Annotated in this window: 13 protein-coding genes; 6 read left to right on the plus strand and 7 right to left on the minus strand. The window is 70.7% G+C overall.

The window, feature by feature from the left end:
• Positions 1-84 precede the first annotated feature (84 nt).
• Together NVU01S_RS00460 and NVU01S_RS00465 are read left to right on the plus strand one after the other, a co-directional pair.
• Positions 85-2,796, plus strand: coding sequence for an AAA family ATPase (locus NVU01S_RS00460; protein WP_043681351.1), 2,712 nt, complete (start codon positions 85-87; stop codon positions 2,794-2,796).
• A 128-nt stretch (positions 2,797-2,924) separates the two neighbouring features.
• Positions 2,925-3,977, plus strand: a complete 1,053-nt coding sequence (locus NVU01S_RS00465; protein WP_043681353.1) for an alpha/beta fold hydrolase — start codon at positions 2,925-2,927, stop codon at positions 3,975-3,977.
• Positions 3,978-4,025: 48 nt separating this feature from the next.
• Here the strand turns inward: NVU01S_RS00465 and NVU01S_RS00470 are convergent, their stop codons facing one another.
• Complete coding sequence (locus tag NVU01S_RS00470; protein WP_043681356.1) at positions 4,026-5,615, minus strand: ABC-F family ATP-binding cassette domain-containing protein; 1,590 nt, start codon at positions 5,613-5,615, stop codon at positions 4,026-4,028.
• A 149-nt stretch (positions 5,616-5,764) separates the two neighbouring features.
• On the opposite strand from NVU01S_RS00470, the gene NVU01S_RS00475 reads away from it, so the two are divergent.
• Positions 5,765-7,372, plus strand: coding sequence for a YfcC family protein (locus tag NVU01S_RS00475; RefSeq protein WP_244467528.1), 1,608 nt, complete (start codon positions 5,765-5,767; stop codon positions 7,370-7,372).
• On the opposite strand, the gene NVU01S_RS00480 is transcribed toward NVU01S_RS00475, so the two are convergent.
• Entirely contained in the window at positions 7,288-8,568 is a 1,281-nt protein-coding gene (locus NVU01S_RS00480; RefSeq protein ID WP_043681361.1) for an MFS transporter, read from the minus strand. The genes NVU01S_RS00475 and NVU01S_RS00480 overlap by 85 nt on opposite strands.
• Positions 8,569-8,688: 120 nt before the next feature.
• Here NVU01S_RS00480 and NVU01S_RS00485 point away from each other — a divergent pair, with 120 nt between their 5' ends.
• From NVU01S_RS00485 to NVU01S_RS00495, 3 genes are all read left to right on the plus strand, one after another.
• Positions 8,689-9,618, plus strand: a complete 930-nt coding sequence (locus tag NVU01S_RS00485) for a LysR family transcriptional regulator (protein WP_043681364.1) — start codon at positions 8,689-8,691, stop codon at positions 9,616-9,618.
• Positions 9,619-9,750: 132 nt separating this feature from the next.
• Positions 9,751-10,341: an ArsR/SmtB family transcription factor gene (locus tag NVU01S_RS00490; RefSeq protein WP_043681368.1), complete on the plus strand. Its 591-nt coding sequence runs from the start codon at positions 9,751-9,753 to the stop codon at positions 10,339-10,341.
• Positions 10,338-11,579 carry an MFS transporter gene (locus NVU01S_RS00495; RefSeq protein WP_043681371.1) on the plus strand — a complete coding sequence of 414 codons (1,242 nt, stop codon included), beginning with the start codon at positions 10,338-10,340 and terminating at the stop codon, positions 11,577-11,579. Before NVU01S_RS00490 ends, NVU01S_RS00495 begins: the two co-directional genes overlap by 4 nt.
• Positions 11,580-11,712: 133 nt before the next feature.
• Here the strand turns inward: NVU01S_RS00495 and NVU01S_RS00500 are convergent, their stop codons facing one another.
• The 5 genes from NVU01S_RS00500 to NVU01S_RS00520 are packed head-to-tail and all read right to left on the minus strand — an operon-like array spanning position 11,713 to position 23,673.
• Positions 11,713-12,492 carry a thioesterase II family protein gene (locus tag NVU01S_RS00500; protein ID WP_052281358.1) on the minus strand — a complete coding sequence of 260 codons (780 nt, stop codon included), beginning with the start codon at positions 12,490-12,492 and terminating at the stop codon, positions 11,713-11,715.
• Positions 12,493-12,503: 11 nt separating this feature from the next.
• A complete protein-coding gene (locus NVU01S_RS00505; RefSeq protein ID WP_052281359.1) occupies positions 12,504-13,691 on the minus strand; it encodes an acyl-CoA dehydrogenase family protein in 1,188 nt (395 codons plus the stop codon).
• 3 nt (positions 13,692-13,694) lie between these two features.
• A complete protein-coding gene (locus NVU01S_RS00510) occupies positions 13,695-14,138 on the minus strand; it encodes a DUF3291 domain-containing protein (protein ID WP_042258236.1) in 444 nt (147 codons plus the stop codon).
• Positions 14,135-20,590 (minus strand): type I polyketide synthase, encoded by a 6,456-nt coding sequence (locus tag NVU01S_RS00515; protein ID WP_052281360.1) that lies wholly within the window; start codon positions 20,588-20,590, stop codon positions 14,135-14,137. Before NVU01S_RS00515 ends, NVU01S_RS00510 begins: the two co-directional genes overlap by 4 nt.
• Positions 20,587-23,673 (minus strand): type I polyketide synthase, encoded by a 3,087-nt coding sequence (locus tag NVU01S_RS00520; RefSeq protein WP_043681374.1) that lies wholly within the window; start codon positions 23,671-23,673, stop codon positions 20,587-20,589. Before NVU01S_RS00520 ends, NVU01S_RS00515 begins: the two co-directional genes overlap by 4 nt.
• Positions 23,674-23,749: the final 76 nt, after the last annotated feature.

Raw genomic sequence — 23,749 nt, forward strand, 5'->3', positions numbered from 1 at the left:
CGCTGCCGGTGACGTAATTCCGGTTCGGTAAGGTCGCGGGCGGGCCGTAGATCGACGCGGACCTGGCGAAAGGGGTACCGCGGCATGCCGATGTTCGGCCGGGACACCGAGCTGAAGGCGCTGCGCGCACTCGTGGACGGGCCCGGTGAACAGTCCGGCGTCCTGGTCGAGGGGGAGCCCGGCATCGGGAAGTCGGCCCTGGTCGAGGCGGCGGTCGCCGCCGCGGCCGTGGCGGGGCTGCGGGTGCTGCGCACCGCAGGAGCCGAAGCCGAGGTGAACTCGGCGTACGCCGGGCTGCAACGTCTGCTGTACCCCCTGCGCAGCGGCTTCGGTGAACTACCGGCACCGCAGTCCGCGGCGCTGGCGAGCGCGCTCGGGATGTCGGATGCCGCGGATGCGCCGAACGGCTATCTGGTCGGGCTGGCCGCGTTGACGCTGCTGGCGGATGCGGCCGCCGATCGTCCGCTGCTGATCATCGCCGAGGACGTGCACTGGCTCGATCCGGCCAGCGCCGAGGTGCTCGCGTTCCTCGCGCGCCGGATCGAGGCCGAGCCGCTCGCCCTCGTCGTGACCTCGCGCGAGGGCCGCACCCCGCTCGCCGACGCGGGGCTGACTGCGCTGCGGCTCGGTGGTTTGGCCGACGACGACGCCGCGGCACTGCTGGACACCGCCGCACCGGACCTGGCCGCGCCGGTCCGCCGCCGAGTCCTGGCCGCGGCACAGGGTAATCCGCTCGCGCTGAGCGAACTGGCCACGGCGACAGTGGATCTCACGGGACCTATGCCCGTGACGGAACGCCTCGGGCGGGCGTTCTCGGCACGAAGTGCCGTGCTGCCGCCCGAGAGCAGGTCCGCGTTGCTCGTCGCGGCGCTCAACGACAGCGACTCGATCGCCGAAATACTGGCCGCGGTAAGCATTCTGGCGGGGGCCCCGGCCGACCCCGATATCCTCGCGCCCGCGCAGACCGCCGGACTCATCGACATGGATTCCGGCACGGTGACGTTCCGGCATCCGCTGCAACGGTCGGCGGTTGCCGCCGGGGCATCGGCGCAGGAACGCCGCCGTGCCCACCTGGCCCTGGCCGAGGTGCTCGACGCCGCGCCGGACCGGCGGATATGGCATCGAGCGGCGGGCACGCTCGGCCCCGACGAGCGCCTCGCCGTCGAGCTGGAGACCGCCGCCGAGCAGGCCCGGCACCGCGCCGGCGCGGTCGCCGCGCTGGAACGTGCCGCGGCACTGAGCGATACCCCCGAAGGGCGGGCGGACCGGCTGTTGCGGGCCGCCGAAGCGGCGGTCGATGCCGGTCGCCGCGATACCGCCGAACGACTGGTCGCGGCGGCCCGCACGCTGCCGCTGACGCCGCGCCATCAGGTCACGGCCACCTGGCTGCTCAGCGGCTTCGACGACGGGGTACGCGAAAGTCCCGCGCGTATCGGCGAATTGGCGGCACTCGCCGCTGCTGTCGCCGCTGACGGGTACACCGATGCCGCCTTGCGGATTCTGTGGGGCGCGGCGATGCGGTGCTTCTGGGTCGAGCCGGGCCCCGAGACCCGCCGCGCCTTGCTCGCGGTCGCGGATGCGCTGCCGATTCCGGACGAGGATCCGCGCATGGTCGCGATCAACGCGTACGTGGCGCCGTTCGATCGCGGCGCAGCGGTCATCGAGCGGCTGCGGCGGCTGGCCGCGCAGGCGGGCCGGGATCCGGAGGTGGACCGGTTTCTCGGTAGTGCCGCGCTGCAGGTGGGCGCGTTCGACCTGGCCGCCCGGTTCGCGGCGGCCGCCGCACCCGGCCTGCGGGACGCGGGGCAGTTGGGTCTGCTCCCGCGCGCGCTGACCGTGCAGTCCTGGAGCCTGACCCGGCTGGGTGATCTCGCGGCGGCGGCCCCGGTCGCCGCGGAGGCCGTGGAGCTGGCGCGGGAAACCGGCCAGCCGTTCATGCACGGCCTGGCCACCGCGGTGCAGGCCGAGATCGCCGCCCTGCGTGGGGATTATCCGCAGGCGGCGGCACTGGTGGCGGACGCGGAGCGGATCGGGCTCGCCGCGGGCGCGCGTCCCGTGCTGGCCACCGTGCAGCTCACCCGCGGGCTCATCGCTTTCGGCACGGGCCGATTCGACGACGCGTGCGCCGACCTGCTCCGGCTGCACGACCCGCGCGACCCGGCGCACGCGCCGTTCCTGCGCGCGTACTTCCTGACCGAGCTGGCCGAGGCGGCGGTGCGGGCGGGGCAAGCCGAGGTGGTGCACGCACTGACCCGCGAGCTGGCACCGGTTGCGGCGATGACGCCCTCGCCTGCGTTGGCGATCGGAATGCGTTACGCGCAAGCGGTATTCGCCACCGCGGCGGTCGAGGAGCGGTTCGCGGCGGCGCTGTCGGCGGATCTCACCGGCTGGCCGGCCGAGCGGGGCCGGGTGCATCTGGCGTTCGGCGAATGGCTGCGGCGGCAGCGCCGGATCGTCGAGTCGCGCACCCAGTTGCGGACGGCCCGTGACATTTTCGACGCGCTGGGCTTCGCCGCGTGGAGCGAACGGGCGCGGGTGGAACTGCGCGGCGCCGGTGAAGCGAGTCCGGACCGCAGTCCGGCGGCCCGGGAACGGCTGACGCCACACGAGCTGAGCATCGCCCAATTGGCGGCGCAGGGGCTGACCAACCGGGAGATCGGGCAGCGGCTGTTCCTCTCGCATCGCACGGTCAGCACGCATCTGCATCGCATCTTCCCGAAGCTCGGCATCAGCGCACGCGGTGATCTCGCCGCACTGCTCCCGGCCCTGAACGACACGACGCCCCGCCTGCGGTGACCGACATCGATTACGTCATCTGGCGCTCGCCGCCGCACCGACGCCCTGCCTAACGTCGGCGATGCGGACGGCGCCCGGGTGTAGGCCCTGGTCCCGACCGCGTACCGGACCAGGGACGAGGAGCTCAGATGGATATCAGCAGACGATTCTTCGGTGGGGCGCTGGCCGCGGGCGCGACGAGCCTGGCCGTGGCCACGTTGAGCGCCTGCGCCACCGACCCGGCCACGAACCCGGCCCCCGCGCCGCCGTCGCCCGGCGCGGATCTGCGGGCGGGCTCGGGCGCCCACACCACGCTCGGCCCGATCAAGCAGATCGAAGCAGGCGCCCTGAACATCGCCTACGCCGAGTTCGGGCCGAGCACCGGTCGACCCGTCGTCCTGCTGCACGGGTGGCCCTACGACCCGTACAGCTTCGCCGATGTCGGACCGCTGCTGGCCGCGTCCGGATATCGGGTGCTGGTCCCGTTCCTGCGGGGCTACGGCCCGACGACATTCCGGTCACCGGAGGCGGTGCGCAACGGGCAGCAGTCGGCGATCGCGCGCGACATCGTCGACTTCCTGGACGCGTTGCGGATCGACCAGGCGGTGCTGGGCGGATTCGATTGGGGCGCAAGGACGGTCGACATCATCGCCGCGCTGTGGCCGCAGCGGTGCAAGGCGATCGTCGCGGTGAGCGGTTACCTCATCACCCAGCAGGCGGCTCAGCAGCAGCCGCTGGCGCCGGAAGCCGAACTGGGCTGGTGGTATCAGTACTACTTCGCGACCGAGCGCGGCCGCGTCGGGTACACCCGCAATCGCCACGAGTTCAACAAGCTGATCTGGCGGCGGGCCTCCCCGCGGTGGAACTTCGACGACGCCACCTTCGACCGCAGCGCCGCCGCGTTCGACAATCCCGACCACGCCGAGATCGTGATCCACAACTACCGCTGGCGGTTGAGCCTGGCCCCCGGCGAGGCCCGATACGACGAGTACGAACAACAACTCGCGACCGGCCCGATGATCACGGTCCCGGCCATCACCCTCGGCAGCGACTTCGACGGTGCCGCCAAGGACGGAAAACCCTACCGCGACAAGTTCATCGGCAAGCACGAACACCGGGTGCTGGACGGCATCGGGCACAACGTCCCGCAGGAGGCGCCACAGCCCTTCGCGCAGGCGATCATCGACGCCGACCGACTCTGAGTCCACGGGACCGGCGGGCTCGGTCGCGAGACCGCCGGTCACCGAACGTTACAGCGCGGCGTGCGGCTGGAAACGGCCGTCCGCGTCGAGTGCGACGACGGTGTCGATGCCGATCCGCCGCAGGAACGGATAGTCGTGGCTGACCACCAAGAGCGCGCCGCGATAGTCGGCCAGGGCCTCGACGAGCTGGTCGACGGAGGCGATGTCGAGGTTGTTGGTCGGCTCGTCGAGGATCAGCAACTGGACCGGCGGGTCGGCGAGCAGCAAGCGCGCCAACGAGACTCGGAACCGTTCACCGCCGGACAGGCTCGACACCGGGCGTTCGGCCGCGGCACCGCGCAGCAGCAGCCGGGCCAGCTGATTGCGAATGGTGCCCGGCGGGGTGGTGACGGCCACCGCGTGCACGTTCTCGACCGCGCTGGCCTGCTCGGCCAAGCCGTCGAGGCGTTGCGGGAGATATCCGACGCGATCGGTGTACAGGGTGCCGCGCTCCGGTCGGCGACCGTGCACGAGATCCTCGATGAGCGTGGATTTGCCCGCACCGTTGGGGCCGATCACGGCGACCCGCTCCGGCCCCTGGATCGTGACGCCGCGATCGCCGTCGCGCAGCTCCGCGATGCGCCTGCTGCGGGGCACGTCGGGATCGGGCAGGTCCAAGTGGATGTGTTCGTCGGAGCGGACCCGCGCCGCCGCGGCGTCCAGCACCTCTTGGGCCGCACGCACTTTGGCGTCCAGGGTGGTGCGCATGGCACCGGCGGAGGCCTGCGCCTTGCTGGCGCGATTGCCCGCCAGGATGCGCGGGATACCGCCGTGCTGCTGCGTCGCGCGGCCGGTGCGTTCGCGCCGGGCCAATTTGGTCTCGGCCTCGATGCGTTGGCGTTTCTCGACTTTCAGCGCCTGCTCGGCGGTCCGGGCCGCCTGGGTCGCGGCCGCCTGCTGTTGCTCGACGTGTGCGCGCCACGCGCTGTAGGGGCCGCCGAACACTTCCAGTGTCGCGCCGTGCAATTCGGCGGTGGCGTCCATGTGCTCGAGCAGTTCGAGATCGTGACTGACCACCACGAGCGTGCCCGGCCACGTGTCGACGAACGCGGTGAGCTGGGCGCGGGTTTCGCGATCGAGGTTGTTGGTCGGCTCGTCGAGCAGCGTGATCGGCTTGCGCTGGACGCGCAGGCCGGTGATCGCGACGAGGACCGCCTGGCCGCCGGAGATCGCGCCGACGGTGCGATCGAGATCGGCTGCGCCGAAACCTATTTCGTGTAGTGCCTCGTCAGCCCGGGCCTCGATGTCCCAATCGTCGCCGATGATCTCGAAATGCGCGGCGTCGCTGTCGCCCGACTCGATGGCGCGCAGTGCGGCCAGCTTGTCCGCGATGCCGAGCAGTTGGGCGATGGTGGCGTCGCGTCCGAGGGTGAGGGTCTGCGGTAGGTACCCGACGTCGCCGGTGGTTTCGATGCGTCCGGACGTCGGGGTGAGTTGTCCGGCGATCAGGCGCAGCAGGGTCGACTTGCCTGCGCCGTTACGGCCGACCACACCGGTGCGACCGGTGGTGAAGGCGCCGTCGACGCCCGCCAGGGCGACGGAGCCGTCCGGCCATTCGAAGGTCAGTTGGTGCAGGGCGATTGTCGAGGTGATGGACATGCGTCAGTGGCTCTTCCTGCTCGCGAACGAGCGGCAGCGAGGTGAGAACAGATTCCTGTGGCTGCCGGCGAAGGGCGCGGCCGTACTCGAAACGAGCACGTGTATCAGGGCGCCGCCTTCGACCGGGCGGCTAGCGTCTGTCGACCTCGATGAGCACGTGCTCACACTATCAGTCGCGGGTCGGCCCGCCCGAGCGACGCTTGCGGCGCGGCTTCCTCGGCGCAGGCGTGGCGGGTGGTTCCATGTCGGCCATGGACCCAGCGGTGCGTGCCGACCGGGCACAGAAGACCTGGTTCTTTCCCTCGACCTACACGATCCTCGCCGGTGTCGCGGTGCTGGTGTGGCTCGCGGCGTTCGTGATTCCGCCGGGGGCCTACGACACCGATGCGCGCGGGCGTCCGATCGCGGGGACCTATCACCGCGTCGTCGATGCCAAAGGGTTCGGCGAGCGGTTGCGGGATCTGTTCCTCGCGCCGGTCAACGGTCTATACGGGGTGCAGGACGACAGGTCGGGCCAGGTCGGTCCGGACCTGACCGGTCACCTCTACGGTGCGGCGGCGGTCTTCCTGTTCGTGCTGGCGGTCGGTGCGTTCATCACGGTCGCCTTCGCGACCGGCGCCCTCGACAGCGGGATCGGGCGACTGGCCCATCGGTTGCGTGACCGGTCCGCGCTGCTGATCGCCGGTGTCATGCTCGTCTTCGCGATCGCGGGCACGGTCGAGGGCTTCGCGGAGGAAACGCTCGGCTGCTACGCACTGCTGGTGCCGTTGCTGCTGGCGCTCGGCTACGACCGGATGACGGCGGTGGGCGCGATCATCGGCGGGGCCGGCGTCGGCATGCTGTGTTCGACGGTGAATCCGTTCGCCACCGGTACGGCGTCCGCGGCGGCCGGCGTGCCCCTCGGGGAGGGGATCGGGCTCCGGCTCGCGATGCTGGTGGTGCTCACCGCCGTCACCGTCGGCTACGTGCTCCGGTACGCGGAGCGGGTGAAACGTGATCCGGCGAAGTCCTGGTCCGGTTGGCAACCCGGCGATCGCGAGATATCGGCCGACGATCATCGCCCCGACCCGATGACCCGGCGTCAGCAGGCGGTGCTCTGGGTGGTGGCAGCGACTTTCGCGTTCATGATCTTCGCGATCATCCCGTGGGCCGAGGTGATCGACGGGCCCGGCGCCGAGCGCTACCGCTGGCAATTGGGTTGGTACTTCCCGGAACTCACCGCGCTGTTCCTGCTGGGCGCGGTGGTGGTGGGACTGGTCGGCGGGCTGGGGGAGAACAGGGTGTCCGAGGCCATCGGCAAGGGTTTCGCCGATTTCGTCGGCGCGGGGCTGGTGATCGTGCTGGCGCGCGGCGTGACCGTCATCATGAACAACACCGAAATCACCAGCACCGCATTGCATTCCCTGGAAGGTCTGGTAACCGGCACCTCATCGATGGCGTTCGCGGTCACGGTGTTTCTGGTGAATGTCCCGCTGGGCTTCCTGATTCCCTCCAGCTCCGGTCATGCCACGCTGGTCATGCCGATCATGGCGCCGCTCGCCGATTTCGCGAATGTGCCACGCTCCCTTGTGGTCACGGCGTGGCAGTCGGCGTCGGGCTGGGCCAATCTGGTCACCCCGACGACAGCGGTGGTGACCGGTGGTCTCGCCCTGGCGAAGGTGCGCTACGACCGCTATGTGCGGTTCGTGGCCCCGCTGCTCGGGCTCTTGGGCGTGCTGATCTGTGGGTTCCTCGCGCTCGGCGCCTTGCTCCGGTAGTCGGCGGCGCAAGGCAGCAGCAAGGGGGTGGCGAGCAGCAGCACACCGGAGATCGTGATCGCGGTGTGCGGGCCGGTGCAGGTGGCGAGCACGCCCCAGAGCACCATCAGGGTTGCCTGCAGCAATTTCGCGCAGGCATTCCAGGTGCTGAGCACCCGGGCCGCGTGGTCCCGGGAGGTGCGCCGCAGGCGGGCGGTGGCGTAGACCGGATTGAAGACACCCATGCACGCGATCAGGAGGGCCTCGACGCCGATCACGGTGAGCAGTCCGGGAATTCCCGGCTGGACGAAGGTCAGGCCGAGCGGAAAGACCGACCGCAACCAGCCGGAGACGAGCATCACCCGGTGCCCGCCGTAGCGGAGCACGAGGCGGGCCGAAAGGCGCGCGCCGAGGAAACCGCCGAGCGCCGGAATCCCGAAGGCGAGACCGTATTGCCAAGCCGGGAAACGGTATTCGCCGAGCAACAGGACCGACAGCAGTGGCACGCCCGCCATGATCAAGCCGCTGACCAGGATCGAGTTGAGGAACAGGCGTACGAGGACTCGGTCCTGTCGGATGTAGCGCCAGCCGGCGAGCAGACCGGTTCCGGGTGGCGCGGCGGGCTCGGCGCGCGGCGTGGCGATATCGTCGCCGCGGATCCGGCGCACGGCGCCCGCGGACAGCAGAAAACTGACGGCGTCGGCGGTGATCGTGACGACCGGGCCGAACAGGCCGATCAGCGCACCACCCAGCGGCGGCCCGACCGCGGTCGCCACCCAGCTCGTCCCTTCGAATCTGCCACTGGCAACGAGTAATTCCTCGCTGCGCATCAGGTGCTTCAGATACGCCCCCGAGGCGGCGGCGAAGGCGAGGCCCGCGGTGCCGGAGACCACCGATACGACCAGCAGTTGTCCATAGGTCAGCGCGCCGAGGACATACGCGACCGGCACACTGGCCAGCGCGCCGAACCGGACCAGGTCCATCGCGATCAGCACCGGCCGCTTGTTCCGGTGCTCGACCCAGGGCCCGAGCCCGAACGCGACGATCGCCGCGACGGCGAGCCCGGCCGCCTCCAGCAGTGCAACCGCGAACGCCGAGGAGTCCAGCACCCGCACCGCGAGCAGCGGAAAAGCGCCGAACGCCAGCCAGGTGCCGTAGGTGCTGACCGCGTAGGCCGACCACAGCCAACCGAAATCGCGTCCCAACCGTGTGTGCATCTCACTCCCTCGACAACCGGCCCTCGGGTCTGGGATCACAGCAGCCGGGGCGGCGGCAGATCAAACAACCGGCGCTTCGGCGAGCCACAACCGACAGTTGTGTGCACTTAGGGTGGGTCCATGGATACCGAGGCGGTCCGATCGTTCGTCCGCGCGGCCGAACTGGGCCAACTGCAGCAGGCGGCCGAGGAACTCGGCGTGACGCAGCAGGCCGTGTCCAAGCGCATCGCCGCGCTGGAGCGTGCACTCGACGTCCGGTTGTTCACCCGGACCGCGCGCGGCGTCGAGCTGACCCTCGACGGTCAGGCCTTCCTCCCGCACGCGCGCACCATCGTCACGAGCGTGGACCGGGCGGTGGCCGCGATCGAGCCGGGGTCGCGCGCACTGCGGATCGACGTGCTCGGTCTGCGCTCGGCACAAGCCGTTGTCCTGCACGACTATTGGCGCGCACATCCCGAGATCGCCTTGGACGTGGTGACGCTCAAGGTGGACGACCCGCGCGTCGCGGTGGCCGCCGTGCGGGCGGGCGAGATCGATGCCGCGTTCCGTTCGGTCACCGATCCCGCGACGCTGCCGGACGACGTGCGGATGATCCACGCCTTCGATTCGCCGCTGGAACTGCTTGCGGGACCGCGGCATCCGCTGGGCGCCGCACGCACGCTGACCCCGGCCCAGTTGCGCAAGCACCGGATCTGGGTGCCGGGCATCGCGGCGCGCAGCGAATGGGCGGACTTCTACGATCAGCTCGCCACGCACTTCGATCTGCGCATCGATGCCGCGGGGCCGAATTTCGGCAACGAGGTACTGCTCGACATTCTGGCGGATTCGGCGGACGTGGCGACCCTCGTCGGCGCGCGGGACCGCTACCTCTGGCCCGCGCACTACGACCTGCGCCGCATCCCGCTCGCGAATCCGGCCCTCGCCTACCCGCTGTCGCTCATCTTCGCCGCCGCGAATCCGCATCCGGGACTGCGCGGCGTCATCGACCACGTCGGCACTCTGCCCCCGGCCCCCGCGGACGCCTGGCGCCCGACCTGGGCGGTGCGGTGACACACCACCGATGATTTCCGGTGCGTCACGGCGCATGGAACCCGGCTTCTCGCAACGATCGACGACTGACCGGGGGACAGAGATACGAAAGAATAATTGCGCAAATTTCCTTTCGTATCTAGCCTGGGTGGCATGCCCGACGCCGTGCCGCCGACCATCACCGATCTCGATGCGCTGAAGGTCTTCACGCATCCGTTGCGGATCGCGCTGTATCGCGCGCTGCACACCGCCGGGTCCGCGACCGCGTCGCAGCTGGCCGAGCAGGTGGACGAGGCGGTCTCGCTCGTCAGTTACCACCTGCGGAAGCTCGCGGCGCACGGATTCGTCGTAGCGGCACCGGAATTGGGGACCGACGGCCGCGAGCGCTGGTGGAAAACGGTGTCGGACAAGGGCTGGAGTTTCCGTAGCTCGGACTTTCTCGCGGATCCCGAGGGCGCGATGGTCGTCGGGCAGGTCACCCGGCAGCTGCTGGCCGACCGCAGCGAACGGTACCGCGCCTACCTCGATCAGCAGTCGGCATGGCCGAAGGTCTGGACCGACGCGGCGTTCAGCGCCGAGTACACGCCGCGGCTGACCTCGGCCGAACTGGCCGAGCTGGAGGCGGAGCTCACCACCGTGGTCCGCCGCTGGCGGGAGCGCGGCGAGGCGGCGGTCGCGGCGGGCGAGATCGAAGGCCGCGAGCACGTCGCGGTGCAGCTGTACGGGTTTCCGTCCCGGCCGTGAGTACCGGAGCCGTTCGGGCGGAAGCGCAGGTGCCGCCGGCGTATCGCGATGCGAATGTGTTGCGCTGGCTCGGCGCGTTCGTCTGTTCGCTGCTGGGGGACAGTGTGTATTTTCTCGCACTGTCCTGGGCGGCGATTCAGGTCGGCACGCCGACGCAGGCCGGGTTGATCCTGGCGGTGGCGGCGGTGCCCAGGGTGCTGCTGATGCTCGGCGGGGGAGTGCTCGCCGACCGGTTCGGGCCGCGAAAGGTGTTGATCGGCAGCGACCTGACGCGCTGCCTGGTGATCCTGGGCGCAGCGGGCGTGCTCGCAATGACGACACCCGGAGTCTGGTTGCTCGCCTTGATCGCGCTGGTGTTCGGCGTGATCGATGCGCTGTTCCTGCCCGCGGTCGGCGCGCTGCCGCCGCGCATCACTAAGCCGGACCAGCTGGCGCGGGTGCAGGGCCTGCGCGGGCTGGCGTCGCGCGCCGCGCTGATCGGCGGCTCTCCGCTCGGTGGACTGGCGCTGGCGACCGGCGGTCCGTCGCTCGCTTTCGGCACTGCCGCACTGTTGTTCGCGGTGTCGGTGCCGCTGCTGATCGCCGTCCGGATCGCGCCGCTGCCCGATAACGGTGCGGTCGGACAGCACGGCACCGCGTGGGCGGATCTGGTCGAAGGTGTGCGCTACATCCGCCGCGACCCGGTGCTGGCACCGCTGGTTGTCGTCGTCGCTGTGGGTGAGTTGGGTTTCACCGGTCCGCTGAATATCGGCGTCACCCTGCTCGCCGATGAACGGGGTTGGGGGGCAACGGGGCTCGGCTGGATCATCGGCGGCTTCGGTGTGGGCGCAGCCATCGCGTCGCTGGTGCTCGCCGTCGGCGGCCGGGTACCGCGGGCCGGACTGGTGCAGCCGGTGTGCCTGGCGCTCGGCGCGGTCGCGATCGGCGCGCTGGCCTACGCACCGGCCCTGCCGGTGGCGGCGGGGCTCGGCATCGCCATCGGACTCACCGCGGGACTCAGCGGCGCATTGTGCGCGGCACTCATCCAAACAACTACCGTCCCAGCCTATCTCGGCCGGGTGACCGCAGCGGTCAGCCTGGTCACCCTCGGCCTCGCACCCCTCATCTATCCGGTGGTCGGCGCGGCCATCGCGGCGTGGGGCACCCGTCCGGTATTCGTCGTCAGCGCCGCCGTGGTCGCCCTCGGCGCGGTCCTCGGCTTCCGCGCCACCGCCCTCCGCCGCGCCGAACTACCCTGACCCGCAACGCGTTCTGCGGACTCGCGCCGTTCGGCCGGTGACGTCTTCGCTGCACTGCCGCGGACCGGCCCCGCACTGTCGCGCATTCGGACCCATGTGGGCGCTCGTGTCCCACCCCGCATGGTTGTGCCGATCAGGCCGGCGGCCGATCGGTTTCCATGAGTTCGAGCAGGCGCTCGCGGACCGGGGTGGGGCGGGCGAAGAGGTAATCGTGGCCGCCGGGCCAGGTTTCGACCGTGCAGGTGCGGGTGGTGAGTTTCGACCAGGCCGTGAGCGCGCCCGCGGACATGAGGTCGTGGTCGCCGAGCCACGCGGTGATCGGGCAGTCGAGCACCGGTTCGGTGGGGACGGGCAGTTCCGCGGACAATGCCAGATCCGCATACCAGCGCCGGGTCAGGCCCTCCCGGAACTCTGCGGGGAGTGCGTGCCAATCGGCCACTTCCAGACCGCTGAGCGCGGCCAGCTGAGCGAGGTCGAGGTCGTCGATCCGGCCGCTCGGGAACACCCGGGAGAAGCGACTCTCGCTGGGGTCCGGCCGGTACGAACTGACGATCAGCCGGCGCACCTCGCGGTGCGGGGCCAGCCAGGTCGCGATGTGCGTGCCGATCAGGCTGCCCATGCTGTGGCCGAGCACGTGATACGGCACCTCGGGCAGCGCGGCGAGCGCGTGCGTGAACTGCTCGCGAACCTCGTCGAGGGTCCACTCGGGCGGGTCCGCGTAGCGGTCTTCCCGCCCCGGCGGCTGTACCAGCAGCAGATCGATCTGCGGTGGCAGCCATTGTGTCCAAGTCCAATACGCGCCGGCGGCGCCCCCGGCGGGCGGCACGCACACCAGGCAGGCGGTGCCCGGCCGGGCATCGGACACGACATGCTGCAGCCAGGGCGACGGCTGCTTCAGTGTGCGCTGACTCATGCTCGGTTACCTCAGATCCTGCGATTGGCCGGCAGCACGAACCGCCGGAATACGAGTTCACGAAGCACGTCGTCGCCGGCTTCGACGATGGTCACCGCCCGGATATCGCGCAGGTACTTGGCGATGGGCAGTTCGGTGGTATAGCCGAGGCCGCCGAACATCTCCGAGCCGACCGTGGCCACCTGCCAGCCGGTCTGGCCGCAGAACATCTTGGTGGTCAGGGCCGACCGCAGCGCACCACGCTGGAGGAATTCCGCGGCGGGGTCCTCGGTCGCCATGATGGTGTCGTATTCGGTTGCCGCGGCCAGGCATTGATTGCGCATGACGTCGATCTGCATTTCCATCTGCCCGAGTTTGCTTGCGAACACCGCATTCTCGATGAGGGTGCGCCCGCCCAGCGGTTTGGTCATCGCGTAATCCAGGCAGATATCGCGGATCCGCCTGGCCACGCCGAGCGCGATGGTCCCGATCAGGATCCGGCTCGAGTTCAGGCCGACCTCGATGATCTTGAGTCCCGGCCCGTGCAGCACGTTGCCGCTCGGCACGACGCAGTCGGTGAACGACACCTGATAGGTGCCCGCCGACCGGAGACCGATCATGTCCCAGCGTTTGACCACCTGCGCACCCGGCGTGTCCCGAGGCACGAGCACCGCGTGATAGGCGGCGCCCTTCTTGTCTCCGACGGACCTGGCGAACACGACGAGGTAATCGGCGAAGCCGGAATTGGTGGAGAACATCTTCTCGCCGTTGAGCACCACGTCGTCGCCGCGCCGGGTGAGCGTGGTGGCGAGATTGATCAGCTCGCTGCCCGCCGCCTGCTCGCTGCCCAGCGCGGCCGAGTACCCGCCCTCGCGGGTCATCGCCGTGAGGAACCGCTCTTTGAGTTCCGGTGCGCCGTAGAGCGAAACCATCGAGCTGCTGAGGATGGAGATCAGCAGGGTGAAGGCCGAGCCCGCGTCGGCGTAGGCGAGCTCGGAGACGAGGTCGATGCTGTCGGCGAGGCCGAGGCCGGCGCCACCGTATTCGGTGGGCAGCCACCAGTTCAGCAGTCCCCTCTTGTGCAGAGGTTCGTACAGTGCGAGGGGCGGTTCCGCGCCGGAATCGAATTCGGCGTCGTGGCCGAGCAACGTGGTCCGCGCGAACTCGCGGACGGCTTGCAGCGCTGCTGCCGGTGACGGCGGCGGGTCGTCAGGATGCACCGATCAGTCCTTTCCGGATACGGGTGGCGGGAACGCGCGACGGAACGTAAATGCCTCCTGCGTCGGACCTTTCGCGTTCAGCAGGTCCAGCCTGGCCATGCTTTCGCCGACATCGGGCAGGCTGCCGACGGGCAGCCACCACAGCACCGACGGAGCACCGCGCGGCGGCTTGAACCACTTCCGGCGGATGCGCAGGGAACCGGCGTGCTCGCCCCGATAGGTGAACTCCCGCAACGTCGCCATGTCCTCCCATACCGAAATGTTCAGCATGTAGGGGTCTTCGGGGAGATCGAACAGCGACTCGAGCCGGAAGACGAAACCCGGTGCCGCGCGGGCCATCGCGTCGATCTTCAACGCGAGCTCGTGGAAGTCGGCGAGCGTCTCGGACTTCAGCGAGTCGACGGCGTAAAGGATGTTCGCCTGCGCGAGATGATATTCACCACTCATCGTGTCGAGGCCTCCTGTGCGGCGGGCAGGTGGCCCGTCTCGATGAAATAGTCGATGGTCGCGGCAAGTGTCGCGGCGCTCGCGGGTGGATCGGATACGCCGACCGCTGTGAGCGCCGCCCGGGTCGCGGTGGACTCGAACGACGACCGGCCGGGGCCGGGCTGCTCGAAGGCGATCTCCGAGAAGGCTTGCAGCACCGGATGGGCGGCATTGTCGGGATCGCTGCCGATCATGTCCGCCCACAGTCCGGCGGGGAGTTCGGCCAGCGGATATCCGCGGGCGACGAGAGCGGCGATGATCGATGCGAACGGCACCGGTTCCGGATTGGACAGGTGGAAGATCGCACCGGCTGCTCTGCCGTCGCAGGCCAGGGCGGCAACGGCTTTCGCCGCGTAGTCGACCGGGATGATGTCGCCCGTGAGTTCGGTCGCGGGCGCGACGCCCGCTTGGACGCAACCCTGTACGACACGCCAGAGCAGGTCCGTCGGCGAGCACGCTCCGGTCTGCTGGTGACCGAACACTCTGGGCAACCGGTAGATCGAGACAGGTAGCCCGCGTTCGCGTGCGCGCGAGACCATTTCCTCCGCGATCCATCCGGACTGTGCGTGCTCGCCCTTCAGTGCGTCCGACGGGCCGGTAGGTGCGTCCTCGGTCAGTGCGGCCCCCTCGGTGTCCTGCGGTCCGAAGACGGCGAACGTGGACAGCTGATGCACCGGGACCGTCCGGTGGCGGGCGGCCAGGCGCAGGACGGCCGCCACCCCTTCCGTCGGCTCGGATTCGTCCACGACTGTGGCGCAATGGAAGACGCCGTCCACGGTGCGGGCCAGCGTGTCGAACTCCGCCTCGGTCAAGCCGAGATGGGCATCGGTGAGCTTGCCGGGCACCGCGATCAGGCGTGCGGCCGGCGCGTCGTCCCACAGCCGGTACCCGCGCATCGTGTCCCGCAGCTGGGCCAGGCCCTGCGCCGCGTTCGGCGACTCGACGAGGCAGTGCACGGTCGCCGAGGTCCGGTCGAGCAGTTCACGGACCAGGAAGCTGCCGACGAATCCGCTTGCGCCCGTGACGAAGAGGTGTGCGGCGGCAGCCAGGGCGAGCGGGCCGGAGGTTGCTGCGGGCACGATATCGGCGGGCAGCCGTACCTGGTCCGGTGCCGGTGGTTCGACCGCGATGGACTCGTCGTCACCGGTCAGGATCGTGGCGATCCGCGCGGCGAGCCCGGTCGGCGTCGGCGTCTGGAAGACGGCGTTCGCGGACAGGTGCCCGGTCAGCCCGAGCTGATGCACCAGTCGATTTCGCAATTCGAGCGAGGCGAGCGAATCGAAACCCAGCGACATCAGCGGCAGATCGGCGGCGACCTCGTCGGCCGAGGCCAGGTTCGCGACCTCGGCGGCGTGCCGGGTGACGATCCGGACCAGCTCTTCTCGGCGTTGTGCCGCGGGCAAGCCGATCAGATGGTCACGCAGCCGCTCGCGTTCGCGTGCGGTGTCATCCGCCTTGGGTGCGCTCGTGGCCTGGCGGGGCCGGGGCGCGGCCCGGAGCATATCGCGCAGCATCGCCGGAATGAGCTGGGCGTCACCGGATCTGGTCAACTGGATGCGGCAGGGAATGGCGAGCGGCCGATCCGCGGCGCGGGCCGCGTCGAAGAGCGCGCAGCCGTCCGCGGCGTCCAGCGGCAGCAGCCCCCACCGGCTCAGGCGGGCGTGGTCCACCTCGGACAGGCCCTCGGTCATGCCCGCGTCGCTCGCCCACGGACCCCACGCCAGCGAGATACCCGGCAGTCCGTGCGCGCGGCGGTGCTGCACGAGCGCGTCCAGGAAGGCGTTGCCCGCCGCGTAATTGGCCTGCCCCGGCGTGCCGAGCACGCCCGCCACCGAGGAGTAGGTCAGGAAGCCGGACAGCCCGAGGTCCTCGGTGAGCAGATGCAGGTTCACCGCGCCGTCCACCTTGGCGCGCAGGACGCGCTCGATCTGGGCGTCGGTGAGCGTCTCGATGGTACCGTCGTCGAGCACCCCGGCCGCGTGGATCACCGCCCCGAGCGGCCGATCGGCGGGCAGTGAACGCAGCAGGTCGGCGGTGGCCGCGTAGTCGGCGATATCGCATGCCGCCACCCGGACCGCGGCACCGAGTGCGTTCAGTTCCGCGACGAGTTCGGCTGCGCCGGGCGATGTTTCGCCGCGCCGGCTGACCAGGAGCAGGTGCCGGACGTGATGCGCGGTCACGAGGTGGCGCGCGAGCAGTCCGCCGAGTCCACCGGTGCCGCCGGTGATCAGCACGGTCTGGTCCGGATCCGCCAAGGGTGGCGCGGTGGCTTCGGTGCGCAACGGGCCGATCCGGGGTGTGCTCAGGTGACCGTCGCGAATCGCGATCTGCTCCTCGGCGGTGCGCAACGCCGAGGGCAGCACACGCGCGGAGGCAGGTTCGTCATCTAGATCCACCAGGACGAACCGGCCGGGGTATTCGGCCTGCGCCGTGCGGATCAGTCCCCAGACCGCGGCGCTCGCCAGATCGGTGACGTCTTCGTCGGGGGTGGTCGCAACCGCACGATGGGTGATCACCGCGAGCCGTGCCGCCGTGCCGCCGGTGGCCGCGAGCCACGCCCGGATATCGGACAGCACCTGCCGCACGCTGTCGAGCGCCGCGCGGGCCACGCCGTCGGGGGTGGCGGCGGGTGCGACGTCGAGCAGCACCGGGCCCGACTCACCCGCGGCGGTGACATCGGCACAGCGGCCGAATGCGATTCCGGCGTCGGCGAGTTGGTCGCCGAGGGCGTCGCCCAGCACCCACAGCTCGTCACTTGTTCCGGTATCGGCGGGTGCGGCCAGCGAGGTCCAGCGGACCGTGGACAGCGCCTGGGTCGCACTTTGAAGCAGGGAACCGGCGGGCCGGAAACTCAGCGTCGCGATCTGGCCGACGGCCTCGCCCGCGTCGTCGGCGAGGTCGACGCGGAACTCGGTGTCGCCGAGGGGAGTGATGCGGGCTCGGACCGCTGCCGCGCCGAGCGTGTACAGGCCGACCCCCGTCCACGTGAACGGCAGGACCGCCGCGTGCGTGAGCGCGTTCCGGTCGGCCATGGCGGCGAGGCAGCCGTGTAGCACCGCGTCGGTCAAGGCGGGGTGCAGACCGTATTGCCCGGCGTCCGAGGTTATTTCGTCCGGCAGGCGCGATTCGAGGTAGTACTCGTCGCCGCGCCGCCACAGTCGGTCCAGGCCGCGGAAGGCGGGCCCGTACGCCATTCCCGCCTGTGCCGCACGGTCGTAGACGGCGTCCACGTCCATCGGTGCGGCGTCGGTGGGCGGCCACTCGGCGAACCCGTCGGCCGGTGGCTCCCACGTGGGGGACACCGTGCCGTGCGCGTGCCGGGTCCACGCGCCGAGGCCGCCGCGCCGGGAGTACAGGCTGACCTGCCGTCCGCCGGTGTCGTCCACCGCGCCGACGGCGAGCTGGACCTGGACCGTGTCGTCGCCGGGCAGCTCCAGCGGAGCCTCGAGCACCAGCTCGTCGACCCATTCGGCGCCCACCTGTTCGCCTGCCCGCAACGCGAGTTCGACCATCGCGGTACCCGGCAGGATCGCCGCGCCGCCGACCGTGTGGTCCGCCAGCCAGGGCTGGCTGTCCAGGGACAGGCTCGCGGTGAACAGGTGCCCCGCGGTGTCGGCGAGTTGCACGCCCGCACCGATCAACGGGTGGGCCGGCCGTTCGAGCCCGGCCGCGGTGAGGTCGGCCGGACCGGTGCGCGGCGCTTCGGTGAGCCAGTAGCGCTGACGCTGGAAAGCATAGGTGGGCAGCGGGATTCGGCGCGCTCGAGTCGGCGCGAAATAGGCGTCCCAGTCGACGGGCACGCCGTACGCGTGCGCTTGCGCGAGGGCGGCGGTCATGCGATCGAGACCGCCGTCGTCGCGGCGCAGGGTGGCGACGACGGCCGCGTCGGCCCCGGTCGCCTCGATGGTGCTTTCGATACCGAAGGCGAGCACCGGGTGCGGGCTGATCTCGAGGAAGACGTGATGTCCGGCGGTCAGCAGCCGGCGCGTGGCGTTCTCGAATTCGACCGGCCTGCGCAGATTCTGCCACCAGTAGTTCGCGTCGAGCGCGGTGTGCTCGATCGGCGCGCCGGTCACCGTGGAGATCATCGGCACCGATCCGGCGCGCGGCCGCACCCGGGCGAGCGCGTCGAGCAGCTCGGGTTCGAGCGGGTCCACGTGACTGCTGTGCGAGGCGTAGTCCGCGTTGATGGTCCGGGTGTGCACGCCCGCGGCCGCACATTCGGCCTGGAGTTCCGCGATCGCGTCCGGTTCGCCGCAGACCACCGTCGACTCGGGCCCGTTCGCCGCGGCGACGGACAACCGAGTGCCGAACCGTGCCATGCGTTCTCGTGCCGCGGCCGCGCCCAGGCCGAGCGAGAGCATCGCGCCGGTCCCCGACAACGGTAAGACCGCCCGGCTGCGTCGCGTCACGATGAGCGCGCCGTCGTCCAGCGACAGTGCACCCGCGACGCAGGCGGCGGCGATCTCGCCCTGGGAATGTCCTACTACCGCAGCGGGTTCGACGCCGTGGGCTTGCCACACCCGGGCCAGGGCGACCATCACGGCCCACAGCACCGGCTGCACGACATCGACCCGATCGAGACTCGGTGCGCCCGCGGCATTGTCGAGTACATCGTGCAACGACCACGGGACGTACCGGGCCAGCGCGTCAGCGCACTCGGCCAAGCTCTGCGCGAACACCGGCGACGACTTCCGCAGCGCCGCCGCCATTTCCGGCCACTGCCCGCCCTGTCCGGGGAACACGAAGACCGGACGCGGGTCCGGCCAGGCGGTCCCGCGCACCACGTGCGGCGCGGCCTCGTCGCGCGACAGCGCCGTGAGACCGGTCAGCAGTTCGTCGCGGTCGGCGCCGACCACTACGGCCCGGTGGTCGAACCGAGAGCGGTGCAGCGCCAGGGAGAATCCGATGTCCTCGGGGCGTTCGGTCGCCGCCGCGGTGAGCAGCGCCGCGGCCTGCCCGGGCAGGGCCGCGGCACTGCGGGCGGTGACCACCCACGGCGTCACCTCGGCCGGTGGGCCACTCGGCACCGTGTCGAGTGGCGGCACCGGAGCTTCCTCGAGGATCACGTGTGCGTTCGTGCCACTGATGCCGAACGAGGACACCCCGCACCGCCGTACCCGCTCGCCACGCGGCCACGGCACCGCTTCGGCGAGCGGCCGCACACCGGCCTCCGCCCAGTCCACATGCCGCGACGGCGTCGTGAAATGCACCAGCGCGGGCAATGTTTCGTGCCGCATTGCCAGCACCATCTTGATCACCCCGGCCACGCCGGCGGCCGCCTGCGGATGACCGATGTTCGACTTCACACTGCCGACCCACAGCGGGTGCTGCGCCGGGCGGCCCGTGCCGTAGGCCGCGATGAGCGCGCCTGCCTCGATCGGGTCGCCGAGCGAGGTGCCCGTCCCGTGCGCCTCGACGGCGTCCACCTCGGCCGGCGAGAGGTCGCAGGCGTGCAGCGCGTCGCGGATCACCCGTTGCTGGGCGGGCCCGTTCGGCGCGGTGAGACCGTTGCTCGCGCCGTCGGAGTTGATCGCCGAGCCGCGCAGCACCGCGAGTATCTCGTGCCCGTTGGCGCGGGCGTCGGACAGTCGCTCCAGCACCAGCATGCCGACGCCTTCGCCCCAGCCGGCCCCGTCGGCGTTGTCGGAGAACGGTTTCGAACGTCCGTCCGGAGCCAGTCCGCCCTGCCGGGACATCTCGGTGATCACCCGTGGATGGCACATCACCGTCGCGCCGCCCGCCAGCGCGAGCGAGCATTCGCCCCGACGCAGCGAAGCGGCGGCCGCGTGCAGCGCGACCAGCGACGACGAGCACGCCGTGTCGATGGTGACCGCGGGGCCCTGTAAACCCAGCGTGTAGGCGATCCGGCCGGACGCGACGCTGCCGAGTTCGCCGGTGAGCAGATAGCCTTCGGTGTCGTTCGGCGGTGCCTGTAGCGGCACGCTGTAGTCCTGGTAGATCACCCCGGCGAAGACGCCGGTGCGGCTGCCGGTCAACGTGGCCGGATCGATGGCGGCGCGTTCGAGGGATTCCCAGGCGCATTCGAGCAGCAGCCGCTGCTGCGGATTGATCGCGGCGGCCTCGCGCGGTGTGATCCCGAAGAACCCGGCGTCGAAAAGTGCTGCGTCCCGCAGGAATCCGCCCTCGCGCACGTAGGTTGTGCCGGGGTGCTCCGGATCGGGGTGGTAAAGGGTGTCGGTGTCCCAACCGCGGTCCGTGGGAAAGGGCGCGATCGCGTCACCGTCGGCGGCGAGCAGATCCCAGAGATCCTCCGGCGAGCGCACGCCGCCGGGAAAGCGGCACGCCATGCCGATGATCGCGATCGGCTCGCTGATCCGCGCTTTCAGCCGCTCGTTCTCCTTCAGCGACTCGCGCAGCGCCTCGACGAGTTCGTCAACCGATGTGTTCACCGTGCCTCCTTACCGAGCGCCAGCCGCACCAGCTCGGCGCCGTCCATATCGTCGAATCCGCGCGGACCGCGGGTGGTGGGCGCCGGGGCGACGTCGCGATCCGGGGCGGCGCTCGGGTCGTCGCCGAGTCCGGCGAGGTGGTCGGCGAGCGCACGCGGCGCGGGGTAGTCGTAGATGAGGGTGGTCGGCAGGCGTCGCCCCAGCGCGACGCTCAGCCGGTTGCGCAACTCCACGCTGGTCATGGACTCGAAGCCGAGCGCCTTGAACGACAAGTCGGTGTTCACCTCGGCGGCGGTGTCCAGGCCGAGCACCGCGGCGATTTCGCGCGCCACCAGCGCCCGGATATCGTGCGGGGTGGTGGCCGGCGCGGCCGGCTCCGGATCGGTGAGCGCTACCGGCGCAGCGTCGGCGGCCGGAACTCCGGGTGCGTCGAGCCAATAGCGCCGACGCTGGAACGCATAGGTGGGCAAAGGGATTCGGCGCGGCTGGACCGGCGCGAAATACGTGTGCCAGTCGACGGCGACGCCGTGGGCCTCGGCTTGGGCCAGCGACATGGTCAGGCGGTCCGGTCCGCCGTCGTCGCGGCGCAGCGTCGCGAGCACCGCGGCGTCGGCTCCGGCGGCCTCGATGGTGCCTTCGAGGCCGAAGGCGAGGACCGGGTGCGGGCTGATCTCGATGAACACGTGGTGCCCCGCGTCGAGCAGACTACGGGTGGCGGCCTCGAACTGAACCGGCCTGCGCAGGTTTTGCCACCAATACCCGGCGTCGAGCGCATCGTGCCGGATCGGCGCGCCGGTGACCGTCGAATACAGGGGCACCGCTCCCGTGCGCGGCCGCACCGGCGCGAGTGTTTCGCGCAGTTCGTGCTCGACGGGGTCGACGTGGCTGCTGTGCGAGGCGTAGTCCGCGTTGATCGGGCGGGCGCGGATGTCGTCGCGTTCGCATTCGGCTTGTAATTGCGCGATCGCCGCGGGTTCACCGCACACCACCACCGCGCCCGGACCGTTGATCGCGGCGATGTCGAGCCGGGTTCCCCACCGTGCCATCCGCTTTCGTGCTGCCTCGGCCCCGAGCCCGAGCGAGAGCATCGCGCCGGTCCCGGACAGCGCCAGCACCACCTGACTGCGGCGCGCGACCACCCGGGCCCCGTCGTCGAGGGAGAGCGCACCCGCGACGCAGGCAGCGGCGATCTCGCCTTGCGAATGTCCCACCACCGCAGCGGGTTCCACACCGTAGCCCTGCCACGTCCGGGCCAGGGCGACCATCACCGCCCACAGCACCGGCTGTACGACGTCGACGCGCTCGAGGCTCGGCGCGCCCGCGACGCCGTCGAGGACATCCGAGAGCGACCAAGGCAGATAGGGCCGCAGCGCCGCGGCGCAATCGGCCAGGTGCCCGGCGAACTCCGGTGACGATTTCGCCAGTGCGGTCGCCATTCCCGGCCACTGTCCACCCTGCCCCGGAAAGACGAAGACCGGTCGTGGTGCGGACCACGCCGTGCCGCGCACCACCTGCGGCGCGGGCGCGCCGTGTACCACCGCTTCGAGGCCCGACACCAGCTCCGCCCGGTCGGTACCGACGATCACTGCCCGATGATCGAAGCGGGACCGCGTGACGGCCAGCGAGTACCCGATGTCCGCGGGCCGCTCGGTTTCCGCGGTTGCCAGCAGTCGCGCTGCCTGCGCGCGCAGGGCTGTCGCGCTGCGGGCCGAGATCACCCACGCCAGCACGTCCGCCGGTGCGGCCTCGACGGGGTCGGCCGCGTCGAATTCCGGTGCCTCCTCGACGATCACGTGCGCGTTGGTGCCGGCCACGCCGAAGGAGGACACCCCGCAGCGTCGCGGGCGGTCTCCGCGCGGCCACGGCGCGGTCTCGGCGAGTGGCAGCACCGCGGCCGCCGCCCAGTCCACCTCCGGCGACGGGGTGCCGAAACGTACCAGGGCGGGCAGCTTTTCGTGCTGCAGTGCCAGGACGGACTTGATCAGCCCGGCCACGCCTGCGGCGGCTTGCGCATGGCCGATATTGGATTTCACGCTGCCGACCCGCAACGGCCGGTCCCGTGCCCGATCGACACCGTAGGTCGCGACCAAGGCGGTGGCCTCGGCCCGGTCACCGGCTCTGGTGCCGGAGCCGTGCGCCTCGACGGCAGCCACGTCGGCCGCGGACAGTCCGGCGTCGGCCAGCGCCCGCGTGATCAACTGCTGCTGGGCCGTGGCGCTCGGCGCGGTGAGACCGGCGCTCGCGCCGTCGGAATTGACCGCGGAGCCGCGGATCACCGCCAGCACCCGGTGCCCGTTCGCCTGCGCGTCCGACAGTCGCGCCAGCAGGATCATGCCCGCCCCTTCGGACCAGACCGTGCCGTCCGCGTCGGCGGCGAACGGTTTCGCCCTGCCGTCCGGTGCGAGTCCCTGCTGCCTGGTGAATTCGGTGAAGAACCCCGGTGTCGGCATGACAGAGACGCCGCCGGCCAGCGCGCGGGCACACTCCCGGGCGCGAAGTGCCTGTACCGCAAGGTGAATGGCGACGAGTGAACCGGACGAGGCGGTATCGATCGAGATCGCGGGACCGGTGACCCCGAGCGTGTAGGCGATCCGGCCACTGATCGCGGCGGCTATGTTCCCGGTCAACATCAGCCCGGCCGCGCCCTCCGGCGCCAGGTGCAGCGGCGGTCCGTACGCGGTGGACAGCTGCGCCGCGTACACGCCGGTATCGGTATCGCGCAGCGAGTGCGGGTCGAGCATGGCGTGTTCGCAAGCCTCCCAAGCGACTTCGAGCAGGAGCCGCTGCTCGGGATGCATCGCGGCCGCCTCGCGCGGGGAGATGCCGAAGAAGGCGGCGTCGAACGCGGCGGCATCGAGGAAGCCGCCGCGATGCACCGCACTGGCCCCCGCGCGGGCGGGATCGGCGCGAAGGCGGTCGAGATCCCAGCCGCGATCGGCCGGGAAATCGGTGACGGCCGTCGCACCGGTGGACAGGAAGTCCCAGAATGCTTGCGGGGAACTCGAATTGCCGGGATACCGGCAGGCCATACCGATGATGGCGATCGGTTCCGCTGCCGTTTCGTGTGTCCTGAACGCGGACATAATCCCCCTCGCCAAAGGTGGCCGCGGCGGCGGCCGGGTAGATCGCGGTGTCGAATTCGTCGAGTCGGTGCCGTGC

The sequence above is a fragment of the Nocardia vulneris genome, assembly GCF_001613425.1.
GTDB lineage: Bacteria > Actinomycetota > Actinomycetes > Mycobacteriales > Mycobacteriaceae > Nocardia > Nocardia vulneris.